The following is a 12,630-nucleotide window of genomic DNA, read 5'->3' as shown; positions in this document are numbered from 1 at the left end:
CCCGCGCCAGCCCAGACCGCTCAGGCCGCTCAGGCCGTGGCCATCAAGGCCAGCAGCTCGGCCAGGCGCTGGCGCATCCACAGCGCTTCGGCCCCGGGCGCCAGCCCTTCCAGCCAGAGCATGCGCACGGTCAGCGGCGGCAGCGCCAGCCCCTCGCAGGCGCGTTGCCGCAGATGCGGGCGCAGATCGCCGAACTCGGCAATATTGACCGGCAGGATGGCCCAGCCCAGGCCGTCGGCCACCATGTCGGCAATCACATAGAAGCTGTTGGAGCGCCAGACGGCGGGACTGAGCACGGTGTCCTCCACGCCCTCGATGTGCATCAGCAACTGGCGGTGCGCGGCCAGTTGCCTGCGCGTGAGGGCCGCCGTGCCATCGAGCACATGGCCCTTGGCCACGCAAATGGTCTGCGGCACGCTGCCGATATGGCGCTGGGCACAGGTGGCCGGCGCAGGCGCTCGGTCGAACTGGAAGGCAACCTGGGCACGCTGCGCCGCCACATGCCCGGCCACTTCGGAGGCCGTGCCGTTCAGGACGGTCAGCTCCATGGCCGGAAAGCGCGCCGCCAGCTCCTTGAACAGCTGGGCCAGCGGCACATAGGGCAATGCCTCGTCCAGCGCAACGGCCAGGCGTGCCTGCCCGCCTGTGGTCAGGGCGCGGGCACGGTGGTCCATGGCCTGGGCCTGGTGCAACAGGGACCGGGCCTCCAGCAGCATCACCTCCCCTGCCGCCGTCAGCTGCACGCGGCGCCCCACGCGGTCGAAGAGTTCCAGCCCCAGGTCTGCTTCCAGCAGGCCGATGGCCGTGCTCACGGCCGACTGCGCACGCCCCAGGCGACGGGCGGCCTCGGTCATGGTGCCGGCTTCGGCCACCGCCACAAAATGCTTCAGCCTGTCGAGTGTCCATTCCATCCATCAATTTTATGGATGGAATCAAACTTTGATGAATCATTTCATTGATGGAAACTGTGGTTTTCATCAAGAAGGAAGCCCTGGCCCACAAGGCCCGGGGCAAACAGGTGCTTTATGGCGTTCACAACGCAAACCCAGAACCCCGTTGCGGGGCATCTTCCAAAATCCCAGGCGGCCGATCCGCGCCGCTGGCTGGTGCTGGCCATCGTCTCGGTGGCGCTGCTGCTCATCGTCATCGACATGACGGTGCTCTACACGGCGCTTCCGCGCCTCACGCATGACCTGGCGGCCACGGCCTCGGCCAAGCTGTGGATCGTCAACATCTACGCGCTGGTGGTCTCAGGCCTGCTGCTGGGCATGGGCACGCTGGGCGACAGGCTCGGTCACAAGCGGCTGTTCATGGCCGGGCTGTGCGTGTTCGGCGTGGCATCGCTGTGCGCGGCCTTTGCGCCCTCGCCCGCCCTGCTGATTGCGGCACGTGCGCTGCTGGGAGTGGGCGCGGCGATGATGATGCCGGCCACGCTGTCCCTGATCCGCCTGAGCTTTGCCGATGAGCGCGAGCGCGCGCTGGCCATCGGCATCTGGGCCTCGGTGGCCTCGGGCGGCGCGGCCTTCGGCCCGGTGGTGGGCGGGCTGCTGCTCGAATACTTCTGGTGGGGCTCGGTGTTCCTGATCAATGTGCCCATCGTGCTGCTCGCCCTGCCCCTGGCCGGCTGGCTGATTCCCGCAGGCACGGCCACCTCGCAGCGGCCCTGGGACTTCATCGGCTCATTGCAGGTCATGGCAGGCCTGGTGGGCAGCACCTACGCCATCAAGGAAGCCGGCAAACAGTCGCCCGACTGGGCCCTGGCCGCCGTGGCCCTGGTGCTGGGCCTGGGCTTTCTCGCGCTGTTCGTGCGGCGCCAGCGCCGCAGCAGCGACCCGCTGCTGGACTTCGTGCTGTTCCGCAACCCGGCGTTTGCCACGGCCGTGGCCTCGGCCCTGGTGGCAGCGGCCGCGCTGATCGGCATGGAGCTCGTGTTCAGCCAGCGCCTGCAACTGGTGCAGGGGCTGTCGCCACTGCAGGCCGGCCTGGCCGTGCTGCCGCTGCCGCTGGCCGCCTTTGTGGCCGGCCCCGTGGCAGGCCACTGGCTGCCACGCCTGGGCGGCGCGCGCATGCTGCCGGCAGCGCTGCTGCTGTCGGGCCTGGGCATGGGCGGCTATCTGCTGGTCCACGACATGGGCTGGTGGCCGCAGGCGGCAGCGCTGGCCGTGCTGGGCCTGGGCATAGGCGCGGCCATGACCACGGCGTCGAGCACCATCATGCAAAGCGCTCCCGCGGACCGTGCCGGCATGGCGGCCTCGGTCGAGGAGGTGTCATACGAGCTGGGCGGCGCCCTGGGCGTGACGCTGATGGGCAGCCTGCTGTCGGCCGTCTATGCAGGCTCACTGCACCTGCCGGAGGGCCTGGGCCTGGCCCTGCCCGATTCCGTGCGCGACAGCCTGGACGAAGCCCTGCTCGCTGCCGATCAGCTGATGCCCCAGGCCGCGCACCAGTTGACCGAACTGGCACGCACGGCCTTCGGCCAGGGTTTCAGCGCCGTGATCGCCAGCGCCACGCTGCTGCTGGTCTGCACGGCACTGTGGACGGGCTGGCGGCTGCGCGCTCAGCGCCGCTGAGCCGTCGCCCTCCCCTTAAAAAAGCAAAAAGCCCCGTCCGGGGCTTTTTGCGTTGCGTGCACATGGCGTGCACATGGCGTGCACACGTCGTACCTGCGCTTCGATCAGGCGAAGTTCTGCTCGGCAAACTTCCAGTTCACCAGCTGGCCGAGGAAGGTCTCGACGAACTTGGGACGCAGGTTGCGATAGTCGATGTAGTAGGCGTGTTCCCAGACGTCCACGGTCAGCAGGGCCTTGTCTTCCGTGGTCAGGGGCGTGCCGGCAGCGCCGGTGTTGACGATGTCCACCGAACCGTCGGCCTTCTTGACCAGCCAGGTCCAGCCAGAGCCGAAGTTGCCCACGGCCGACTTCACGAAGGCTTCCTTGAAGGCGGCGTAGCTGCCCCACTTCTTGTTGATGGCGTCAGCCAGTGCGCCGGTAGGCTCGCCGCCACCGTTGGGGGCCATGCAGTTCCAGAAGAAGGTGTGGTTCCAGATCTGGGCTGCGTTGTTGTAGATGCCGCCGGAAGACTTCTTGACGATCTCTTCCAGGGTCATGTTTTCGAATTCGGTGCCCTTTTGCAGGTTGTTCAGGTTCACCACATAGGCGTTGTGGTGCTTGCCATGGTGGTACTCCAGCGTTTCCTGGCTGTAGTGGGGTGCCAGCGCGTCAATCGCATAGGGCAGAGGGGGCAAGGTATGTTCCATGGTGTTTCCTTCGTGGTTGAAATCTTTTAGGACGGGCCAGCACCTGTTGCGCAGAGCGCCTGCAGCGCCTGCCGTGACCGTCGCGCGGGGCCTGCACTGCGCGCATTGCTGCGAGCCCTGGCCCTCACGCACCCGAACGGGCATTGTAGGAACAACTTCGTGACCCTGCGGCGAAAGCGCGCGCCAAATGGCCCATCTTGGCCCGCTGCTGCGAGGGTGGATGTGAATTGACCTTGATCCGGCCAATCGGCCTACACGGATACTGCCTGCCGCCCGCCACTCCTTGCACGCCGAACGCTGCACCCAGGGCGCCGCAGTTCAGAGCAGGCGCGGCTGCGTCACCACCAGGTCCAGGCTGCCGTCGGCCAGTTGCGCCTGCAAGGCCGTGCCCGGTGGCGCGCTGCGCGCCTCGGTCACGGGATGCCCCTCGGCATCGGTCAGCAGGGCATAGCCGCGCTGCAGCACCAGGCGCGGGTCCAGCAGCTGCAGGCGAAGCTCCATGCGCGCCAGGTGATCCGCGCGCCGGTCCAGGCCGCGACGCATGCCGGCAGGCAACTGCGCCTGCAGGCCCTGCCCCGCATGGTCCATGCGCTGCAGCCGCAACTGCATGGCATGGCGCAGTCGCTGGGCCTGGCGGCTGAGCTGCAGCCGGCTGCGGGCCAGTTGCTCGCTGGGCCGGCCCAGGCGCTGCGCTGCCAGGTCCAGGCGCTGCTGCTGGCGGTCCAGCAGCCGCTGCACGGAATCCTCCAGGCGGCCCTGCATGAGCTGCAGCGCACCCATCCAGACCTCGCGCGGCTGGCTCACCAGTTCGGCCGCCGCCGTGGGCGTGGGCGCGCGCAGGTCGGCGCAGAAGTCGGCAATGGTGAAATCGGTCTCGTGCCCCACGCCGCAGATCAGGGGCACCGGGCTTTGCACGATGGTGCGGGCCAGGCGCTCGTCATTGAAGGCCCAAAGGTCTTCGATGGAGCCGCCCCCGCGCACCAGCAAGATGGTGTCGATGGGCGGCGCGCCGGCCACCGAGCCATCAACCGAGCCCGCGCCTTCCCGCGCCAGGCCATAAAGCCTTTGCAGCGCATCGATCAGCGAGGCCGGCGCCTGCGCGCCCTGCACCAGGGCAGGCACCAGCACCACGGGGATATGGGGCACGCGGCGGCGCAGCGCCGTGATCACGTCGTGCAGCGCAGCAGCCCCCGGAGAAGTCACCACGCCAATGCCGCGCGGCAGCGGCGGCAGGCTGCGCTTTCGGGCCGCGTCGAAAAGGCCTTCGGCCTCCAGCTGCGCCTTCAGCCGCAGGAACTGCTCGAATAGGGCGCCCTGGCCCGCACGCTGCATGCTCTCGACGACCAGTTGCAGGTCGCCACGCTGCTCGTAGACCCCCAGCCGGCCCCGCAACTCGACCAGTTCGCCGTCGCGCGGCGAAAAATCCATGAGCTGGGCCGCACGCCGGAACATGGCGCAGCGGATCTGCCCGCCCGCGTCCTTGATGCTGAAGTAGCAATGCCCGCTGGCCGCGCGGGAAAAGCCGCTGATCTCCCCGCGCACCGCCACCGGATTGAAGCGTGCCTGCAAGGCGTCGCTCACGGCGCGGCACAGCGCCCCGACTTCCCAGACCAGCGGCGCCGCTGCTGGGTTCATTGCGCCGAATGCACCACTCATGCGGCCTCCCGGTCTGCATGCAGTGCAACATTCTCCACAGGCAGGCGGATGCAGACCCGAGCAGGCACTTTGGCGGCAATTTGCAGAAGCACTCTCAAAAACACCTCGCAAGCAATTGATTCATAAAGATTTTTTTACCGCAACAAAGAATTCACATTTGTCACAGTGTCCATTCGCCGCCGCAGCGGCGTTTGCGCAACCCGCTTGATAACAAAGTTATCCACAGAAATCTGTGCTATAGCGACCATCCAAAATCCCGAATATGGGGAGCCGCCCGTTGCCTGGATGCTGCGCCGGGTCACAGTTTTCAGGCGATCGCGGACACGAGACGCCTGGACCGGCCATATGGCTGGGCCATAATCGTCGGCTGCAGTTAAACGCGGGGGAAAACAACTTGCTGTCGATCATACAAGCCGCAGGCTGGCCGATCTGGCCACTGATTGCCTGCTCCATCCTGGCTCTGGCCCTGGTCTTTGAACGTTTCGTGGCGCTGAAAACGGCCCGCGTGGCGCCGCCCGCCCTGCTGGGCGAGGCGATTTCCGTGTCCTCGCGCGGCCTGCCCAGCCAGGAAGTCGTGCAGCAGCTGTCCCAGAACTCCACGCTGGGCGAAGTCCTGGCAAGCGGACTGCGCGCCCTGCAGGCCCATCCGGACAGCAGCGAAGAAGAGCTTCGCGCCTCCATGGAAGGCGCCGGCCGCGCTGCTGCCCACACGCTGGAAAAGCACCTGAGCGCGCTGGCCACCATCGCCTCTGCCGCGCCTTTGCTGGGCCTGCTGGGCACGGTGATCGGCATGATCGAGATCTTCGGCTCGCAAGGCGGAGCATCGGCCACCGGCGGCGGCAACCCGGCACAGCTGGCGGCCGGCATCTCCATCGCCCTGTACAACACGGCCTTCGGCCTGATCGTCGCCATTCCGGCGCTGATCTTCTGGCGCTACTTCCGCGCCCGCGTCGATGGCTACCTGCTGGGCATGGAGCTGGCCTCCGAGCAGTTCGTGCGCCACCTGGTGCGCGTCGGCGGCAAGTGAACCCGCAGAACCCGCACGCGAGAGACCTGCCATGAACTTCCGTCCCCGCCGCCGTGACGAGCCCGAGATCAACCTGATCCCGTTCATCGATGTGCTGCTGGTGGTGCTGATCTTTCTGATGCTGTCCACCACCTACAGCAAGTTCACCGAGCTGCAGCTGACCCTTCCCGTGGCCGATGTCGAGCAGCAGCGCGACCGGCCCCGCGAAATCATCGTCGCCATCGCTGCCGACGGCCGCTACGCCATCAACAAGACCGCCGTGGAAGACCGCAGCGTCACCGGCCTGACCCAGGCACTGGCCGCAGCGGCCGTTGCGGGCAAGGACAGCGTGGTCATCATCAGCGCCGACGCCACCGCGCCGCACCAGTCCGTGGTGTCGGTGATGGAGGCCTCGCGCCGCGCCGGACTGTCCCAGATCACCTTTGCCACGCAGACCTCGGCCAGCGCCGGGCGCTGAGGGCAAGGCCTCCATGCCCGGGAATGGCCCCGCCCCCGCAGCCCGGGGGCTTCGCGCGGCCTGGCGCCACCGCGGCCTGCTGGCCTGCGCGCTCCTTCCCCTGTCCCTGCTGTACCGTGCCCTGCTGGGCCTGCATCGGCTGCCCTATGCACTGGGCTTCAGGCGTGCAGGCCAGGCCGGCATTCCGGTCATCGTCGTCGGCAATGTGATTGCGGGCGGCGCCGGAAAGACCCCCGTCACGCTCGCCCTGGCCCGCCATCTGCGGGATGGCGGCTGGAGCCCTGGCATCGTCTCGCGCGGCTATGGTCGCAGCAGGGACGACTGCCGCGAAGCCACACCCGAAAGCGCCCCCGCCGATGTGGGCGACGAGCCCGCACTGCTGGCGCGCGCCAGCGGCGTGCCGGTCTTCGTGGCCCGCAAGCGCATCGAGGCCGTCCAGGCCCTGCGCGCCCGCCATCCCCAGGTGGATGTGGTCATCAGCGACGACGGCCTGCAGCACCTGGGCCTGGCCCGCGACATCGAGCTGTGCGTCTTCAACGACGACGGCATCGGCAATGGCTGGCTGCTGCCGGCCGGCCCGCTGCGCGAACCCTGGCCGCGCCCCGTCACCGCCGTGCTGCACGCGGGAGCCTGCCCTCCAACGGATGCGCCCGCCTTTGCCATGCAGCGCCAACTGGCCGCTGAAGGCGTCAATGCGCACGGTGAGCGCATTCCCCTGGCGGCCCTGCGCGGACGGCCCGTGGAGGCCGTGGCCGCCGTGGCCCGGCCCGAGGCCTTTTTCTCCATGCTGGCCAGCGAACAGGACCTGGCGCTGGAGCATGCCCAGGCGCTGCCGGATCACTATAATTTTGAGAGCTTCCAGCGCCTGGGACGCAATGAAGACCCGCTGGTCTGCACCGAAAAGGATGCGGTCAAGCTGTGGCGAACCCATCCCCAGGCCTGGTCCGTTGCGCTGCAATTGCAGCTGCCGCCAGATTTCTGGGCGCTGCTGGATCAGCGGCTGCAGGCGCTGCGCAGGCCACGCGCCTGACTATCATCACTGTCTTGGCTGGCCGCCACGGCTCGCCCTCCCCCTCCAAAACACAGGATCCGACATGGACGCCAAACTTCTCGAACTGCTGGTCTGCCCCGTCACCAAGGGCCCGCTGCGCTTTGACCGCGAGCACCAGGAACTGGTCTCGCGCAGCGCGCGCCTGGCCTACCCCGTGCGCGACGGCATCCCGGTGCTGCTGGAGGCCGAAGCCCGCACGCTGGACGACGACGAGCTCGAGGACTGATCGCGCCGCAAGGCCCGATTTCCGACGACGCCCGCGCCCGCACTTTCGACCTTCTCCGCAACGCACCATGCCCACCGCGCCCTTCACGGTTCTGATTCCTGCCCGCCTTGCCTCCAGCCGCCTGCCAGGCAAGCCCCTCGCAGACATTGCAGGCCTTCCCATGGTCGTGCGCGTGGCACAGCGCGCCGGCCTCAGCGGCGCCACGCGCTGCGTGGTAGCGGCCGATGACGAAAGCATCGTCGCCGCCTGCGCCGCGCACGGCGTTGCAGCCGTGCTCACCCGCAGCGACCACGCCAGCGGCAGCGACCGCCTGGCCGAGGCCTGCGAACTGCTGAGCCTGGATGGCGACGACATCGTCGTCAACGTCCAGGGCGACGAACCGTTGATCGCTCCCGACCTCATCGATGCCGTGGCCGCCCTGCTGCCGCAGCGGCCCTCGGCCAGCATGGGCACGGCGGCGCATGCCATCGACAGCCTGGCCGACTTCACCAACCCGAACGTGGTCAAGGTCGTCTGCGATGCCCAGGGCATGGCCCACTATTTCAGCCGCGCCCCCATCCCCTTTGCGCGTGAACATGCAGGCCAGGCATGGTGGGAGGCGGCATCTGCAGCGGCATCGGCAGCGCCGGGCCACCCCGGCTTCGCGCCCCTGCGCCACATCGGCATCTACAGCTACCGTGCCGGTTTCCTGCGCAGCTTCCCGCAGCTTTCTCCCGCCCCTACCGAGGTGCTGGAGGCGCTGGAACAGTTGCGCGCGCTGTGGCACGGCCACCGCATCGCCGTCCACCTCACGCCCCATGCACCAGGCCCCGGCGTGGACACCCCCGAAGACCTGGAACGGGTGCGCGCCCGGTTGTCCGCCTGAATCCGATCCCGCATACGCCAATACAGATGCGCCAATGGCGATGCCCGGCATCGCCATTCACAACACAACTGCACATGCGGTTTTGTCGGACAGCAAAACGCAGTTTTTGGAGATTGCACAGGCGACAGTTTTGCCCTCTGCGTGTAAGCCAGTGTTAGCCCTGTGCGTGCTATCCTTGCCCGCGACAAAAATATGACGCATGGACTGTCCGCCCCGGTGGGCCGATCCGGCAGACAAGAATTTCTACTCTCCTCAAGGACTTCCATGAAACTGATTTTGTTGGGCGCACCCGGCGCCGGCAAAGGCACGCAAGCCGCTTTCATCTGCCAGAAGTACGGCATCCCCCAGATTTCCACCGGTGACATGCTGCGTGCCGCCGTCAAGGCCGGAACGCCCCTGGGCCAGCAGGCCAAGGCCGTGATGGACGCCGGCCAACTGGTCAGCGACGACCTGATCATCAATCTGGTCAAGGAACGCATCGCCCAGGCCGATTGCGCCAACGGCTTCCTGTTTGATGGATTTCCCCGCACCATTCCCCAGGCAGACGCCATGAAGGCCGCTGGCGTGAAGCTGGACTACGTGCTGGAGATCGACGTGCCCTTCGACGCAATCATCGAGCGCATGAGCGGCCGCCGTTCCCACCCCGCCTCGGGCCGCACCTACCACGTCAAGTTCAATCCACCCAAGGTCGAAGGCCAGGACGACGTGACCGGCGAGCCGCTGGTGCAGCGCGAAGACGACAAGGAAGAAACCGTCAAGAAGCGCCTGGACGTCTACAGCAGCCAGACCCGCCCCCTGGTGGACTACTACCGCGCATGGGCCGAAAAGGAAGCCGCAGCGGCGCCCAAGTACCGCGCCATCAGCGGCCTGGGCTCGGTCGAGGACATCACCCAACGCGCACTGGCTGCACTGGCTGAGTGATGCAGGCCATGTGCCGCAACGAAAAAAGCACCCGCCGGGTGCTTTTTTGTTGACCGCCAGCAACTGAAGAAATGCCGGCGTCGCCGCAGGCTCAATCGCGCAGCTGCACTGCCAGCGCCAGCATCATCGCAATCCGTGCCTTTGCCACGGGCAGCTGCGCCAGATCGGCCTCTGCCGGGTTGGTCCCAAGGCCGGAGGCCACGGGCAGGCCTTCGGCACAGCGCGTGCCCCGCCAGATCCAGACGCCCTTGTCGCGGGCACGCTGCAAGGCTGCTTCCATGCCTTCGTGAACCGTCGCATTGCCCGTGCCAGCCACGACGATGCCACGCACGCCTGCCGCCACCAGCGCATCCACACCGCTGGCACGCGCCAAGGCGCCGCTGAACACCACCTCGACCCAGGGCAGCTCATCCAGCGCCAGCAGATCAGATGACATGGTCGCAGGCACCATGGCCCCCGTGGACGGCGCGGCGGGGGAGGACGGCACATCGGGCACCAGCCAGCGCACACGCCCTTCCTCCACCAACGCCTGCGGCCCGCCTTCCACGGAGCGCATTGCCTGCAGCCGGTAGGGATGGACCTTCTGCACCTGGGCTGCCGCATGCACCTCGCCGCCCGCCACCACCCATACGCCGCTGCGCCCGCCGCTGGCAGCCACGGTCACGGCATCGCGCAGATTCTGCGGGCCGTCTGCCAACAGGGCCGTGGCCGGGCGCATGGCGCAGGTCAACACGATGGGTTTGGTGGCCGGCAGCAGGCTGTGCAGCAGCCAGGCCGTCTCTTCCAGCGTGTCCGTTCCATGCGTGATCACCACGGCACGTGTGTCCGCATCCTCCAGTGCCTGCATGCAGGCGCGCAGCAACGCGCGCCACACGGGCCAGTCCATATCCTTGCTGTCCACCTGCGCGATCTGCTGCGTCTGCACGGGTCCCAGCGCCTGCTGCTCCAGGTCCGGCACGGCCTCCAGCAGCGACTGCACCGTGATCTGCCCGGCCTTGTACCCCACGCCCTGCGACTGCGAATCCGCCCGGCCGGCGATGGTCCCGCCCGTGCCCAGAATCACCAACTTTGACTGCCCCACTTGCACCTCTTGGAAAACTGGTTAAAAATACAGATACTGTATAAATCATCAGATGGCCTCCCAGCCTGCCATCTGCCCTCAAGGACCGGACGCACGCCATGCTCGACCATCCCAAGCTCACCGCCCGCCAGCAACAGATCCTGGACCTGATCCAGGCCGCCATCTCCCGCACGGGTGCGCCTCCCACCCGCGCGGAAATCGCCAACACGCTGGGCTTCAAGTCCGCCAACGCAGCCGAAGAACACCTGCAGGCCCTGGCCCGCAAAGGTGTGATCGAACTGGTCAGCGGCACCTCGCGCGGCATTCGCCTGCGTACCGACACCGTGCGCAACATCAATGCCGCGCGCGGCACCAGCTTCGGACTGCCGCTGTCGGCCCTGGCACCGCTGATGCTGCCCCTGGTGGGCCGCGTTGCGGCGGGCTCGCCCATTCTCGCCCAGGAACATATCGACCAAACCTATTCCGTCGAGCCCAGCCTGTTCCAGACGCGCCCCGACTATCTGCTGCGCGTGCGCGGCATGTCCATGCGCGACGCGGGCATCATGGACGGTGACCTGCTGGCCGTGCAGTCCGCACACGAAGCCCGCAACGGCCAGATCGTCGTGGCGCGCCTGGGTGATGAAGTCACCGTCAAGCGCCTGCGCCGCACCACGCAGGGCGTGGAACTTCTGCCGGAAAACCCCGATTACCCGGTGATTCGCGTCGCCCCCGAAGAGGCCTTTGCCATTGAAGGCCTGGCCGTGGGGCTGATCCGCAACAGCATGTCCATGTAAGCCGGACTGGCGGCCCTTCTCCGGCCGCCTCACCCCATTTCACGCACCGCCCAGGTGGTAGGCGCGAAGCCTTGGAGCTTCGCCCTGGGCGGAGCTTTGCCCGCAAACCGCAATCCTGCCTGTGTCCATGCCTCTTTGAAACACGCCAACAGGAGTCGTCACATGGGATTCGCTCTGCCAACACTGTCTTCTTTTTCCTTCCTGCGCCTGGCACATGGCATCCGCCTGACTGCGACCGCCATGGAGTCGGCCATGCCTCTTGCACAAGCCCCTGCGTGCCAGCCATTACCTGCTGCAGCACCCGAGCCCGCCAACGTGATCTCTTTCAGCAAGGCACGCCGGCGCAGCCAGCAGCGCCGCGGCAAGGCCGCACGCGCTGCAGACCATGGAGATGCCCAGCTGATCCTGCCCTTGCTGCCGACGCAGCCCGCCCTGCAATCCGCACCTGAGCAGCCTTCAGGCCTGCGCATCATCCAGCGGTCGCCGCAGGAGCAGCCGGAATGCCTGTTCATCTCCGGGCGCATGGCTGATGTCTGCGCTGCGCTGGAGCGCATGGAGGCGCATGGCGGACCGGCAGCCAACTGAGGCCCGATGCAAGGTGTGCGACACACCTTGCACGACACAAACCTGGGCGGCGCGGACCGCGTGCCGCACGAGGAATCGGCCTGCGCAAAGCTGATACAGGCTGGCGGACACCACCACCCTGTAGCGCACATGCAACAAGTGGATGCCCTCTTTGCGGGAGGGGCGCCGGCCTGAAAGATAATTGATAAGCATTCTTATTATCTTTTGCAGCAGCGATTGCCACTGCGCCCGCCTCCTCCGCCCCAGCCTTCTCAGTGCACAGCCTCTACCAGAACCACCATCCCTGGCTGGAAAGCCTGCTGCGCAAACGCCTGGGCAACCGTGACGATGCCGCCGACCTGGCCCAGGACACCTTTGTGCGCCTGCTGCGCTCGCCCCTGCCGCAGCAGGACATCCGCGAACCCAGGCGCTACCTGGCCACCATCGCCCGGGGCCTGGTCGCCGACCTGTTTCGCCGCCGCACGCTGGAGCAGTCCTATCTGGACTATCTGGCCCAGTTGCCGCAATCGCTGGCGCCTTCGCCCGAAGAGCAGGCCATCGTCCAGCAGACCCTGCTGGATGTGGACCGCATGCTCCAGGGCCTTCCTCCCAAGGTTCGCGAAGCCTTTGTGCTGGCCCAGTTCGAGGAACTAAGCTACCCAGAGATCGCCCAGCGCCTGGGTGTATCGCTGCGCACCGTCAGCAACTACCTGACCCGGGCGATGGAGCATTGCTGCCTGGTCCTGGCATAGC

Annotated in this window: 14 protein-coding genes; 10 read left to right on the top strand and 4 right to left on the bottom strand. The window is 67.1% G+C overall.

Going from position 1 to position 12,630, the window contains the following annotated elements:
• Positions 1 to 29: 29 nt before the first annotated feature.
• A complete protein-coding gene (locus BO996_RS16370) occupies positions 30 to 911 on the bottom strand; it encodes a LysR family transcriptional regulator (protein WP_071955661.1) in 882 nt (293 codons plus the stop codon).
• Between the two features lie 114 nt (positions 912 to 1,025).
• Between BO996_RS16370 and BO996_RS16365 the strand changes: the two genes are divergently transcribed.
• On the top strand, positions 1,026 to 2,570 hold the full coding sequence (locus tag BO996_RS16365; RefSeq protein ID WP_071955659.1) for an MFS transporter: 1,545 nt from the start codon (positions 1,026 to 1,028) through the stop codon (positions 2,568 to 2,570).
• Between the two features lie 104 nt (positions 2,571 to 2,674).
• On the opposite strand, the gene BO996_RS16360 is transcribed toward BO996_RS16365, so the two are convergent.
• Both BO996_RS16360 and xseA read right to left on the bottom strand, forming a co-directional pair.
• Complete coding sequence (locus BO996_RS16360) at positions 2,675 to 3,256, bottom strand: Fe-Mn family superoxide dismutase (protein WP_012205408.1); 582 nt, start codon at positions 3,254 to 3,256, stop codon at positions 2,675 to 2,677.
• 318 nt (positions 3,257 to 3,574) lie between these two features.
• Positions 3,575 to 4,912 carry an exodeoxyribonuclease VII large subunit gene (gene xseA / locus BO996_RS16355; protein WP_071955657.1) on the bottom strand — a complete coding sequence of 446 codons (1,338 nt, stop codon included), beginning with the start codon at positions 4,910 to 4,912 and terminating at the stop codon, positions 3,575 to 3,577.
• A gap of 394 nt (positions 4,913 to 5,306) precedes the next feature.
• Between xseA and BO996_RS16350 the strand changes: the two genes are divergently transcribed.
• From BO996_RS16350 to adk, 6 genes are all read left to right on the top strand, one after another.
• On the top strand, positions 5,307 to 5,939 hold the full coding sequence (locus tag BO996_RS16350; RefSeq protein ID WP_012205406.1) for a MotA/TolQ/ExbB proton channel family protein: 633 nt from the start codon (positions 5,307 to 5,309) through the stop codon (positions 5,937 to 5,939).
• A 31-nt stretch (positions 5,940 to 5,970) separates the two neighbouring features.
• Positions 5,971 to 6,396 (top strand): ExbD/TolR family protein, encoded by a 426-nt coding sequence (locus tag BO996_RS16345; protein WP_012205405.1) that lies wholly within the window; start codon positions 5,971 to 5,973, stop codon positions 6,394 to 6,396.
• A 13-nt stretch (positions 6,397 to 6,409) separates the two neighbouring features.
• Complete coding sequence (gene lpxK / locus BO996_RS16340; protein ID WP_071955655.1) at positions 6,410 to 7,426, top strand: tetraacyldisaccharide 4'-kinase; 1,017 nt, start codon at positions 6,410 to 6,412, stop codon at positions 7,424 to 7,426.
• Between the two features lie 64 nt (positions 7,427 to 7,490).
• Positions 7,491 to 7,673 carry a Trm112 family protein gene (locus BO996_RS16335; protein ID WP_012205403.1) on the top strand — a complete coding sequence of 61 codons (183 nt, stop codon included), beginning with the start codon at positions 7,491 to 7,493 and terminating at the stop codon, positions 7,671 to 7,673.
• Between the two features lie 67 nt (positions 7,674 to 7,740).
• Entirely contained in the window at positions 7,741 to 8,538 is a 798-nt protein-coding gene (gene kdsB / locus BO996_RS16330) for a 3-deoxy-manno-octulosonate cytidylyltransferase (protein ID WP_071955653.1), read from the top strand.
• Positions 8,539 to 8,802: 264 nt separating this feature from the next.
• Positions 8,803 to 9,459, top strand: coding sequence for an adenylate kinase (gene adk, locus BO996_RS16325; protein WP_012205401.1), 657 nt, complete (start codon positions 8,803 to 8,805; stop codon positions 9,457 to 9,459).
• A gap of 91 nt (positions 9,460 to 9,550) precedes the next feature.
• Here adk and BO996_RS16320 read toward each other — a convergent pair whose 3' ends face one another.
• Positions 9,551 to 10,540: an asparaginase gene (locus BO996_RS16320; protein ID WP_071955651.1), complete on the bottom strand. Its 990-nt coding sequence runs from the start codon at positions 10,538 to 10,540 to the stop codon at positions 9,551 to 9,553.
• Positions 10,541 to 10,638: 98 nt separating this feature from the next.
• On the opposite strand from BO996_RS16320, the gene lexA reads away from it, so the two are divergent.
• The 3 genes from lexA (at position 10,639) to BO996_RS16305 (ending at position 12,629) form a co-directional block, all read left to right on the top strand.
• Entirely contained in the window at positions 10,639 to 11,313 is a 675-nt protein-coding gene (gene lexA / locus BO996_RS16315) for a transcriptional repressor LexA (RefSeq protein ID WP_012205399.1), read from the top strand.
• 162 nt (positions 11,314 to 11,475) lie between these two features.
• Complete coding sequence (locus BO996_RS16310) at positions 11,476 to 11,898, top strand: hypothetical protein (RefSeq protein ID WP_043821086.1); 423 nt, start codon at positions 11,476 to 11,478, stop codon at positions 11,896 to 11,898.
• A gap of 254 nt (positions 11,899 to 12,152) precedes the next feature.
• Positions 12,153 to 12,629 (top strand): sigma-70 family RNA polymerase sigma factor, encoded by a 477-nt coding sequence (locus tag BO996_RS16305; protein ID WP_043781909.1) that lies wholly within the window; start codon positions 12,153 to 12,155, stop codon positions 12,627 to 12,629.
• The last annotated feature ends 1 nt before the right edge of the window (position 12,630 follow it).

The sequence above is a fragment of the Delftia sp. HK171 genome, assembly GCF_001886655.1.
Lineage (GTDB): Bacteria > Pseudomonadota > Gammaproteobacteria > Burkholderiales > Burkholderiaceae_C > Comamonas > Comamonas acidovorans.
This window is presented reverse-complemented; position numbering and strand designations above follow the sequence as displayed.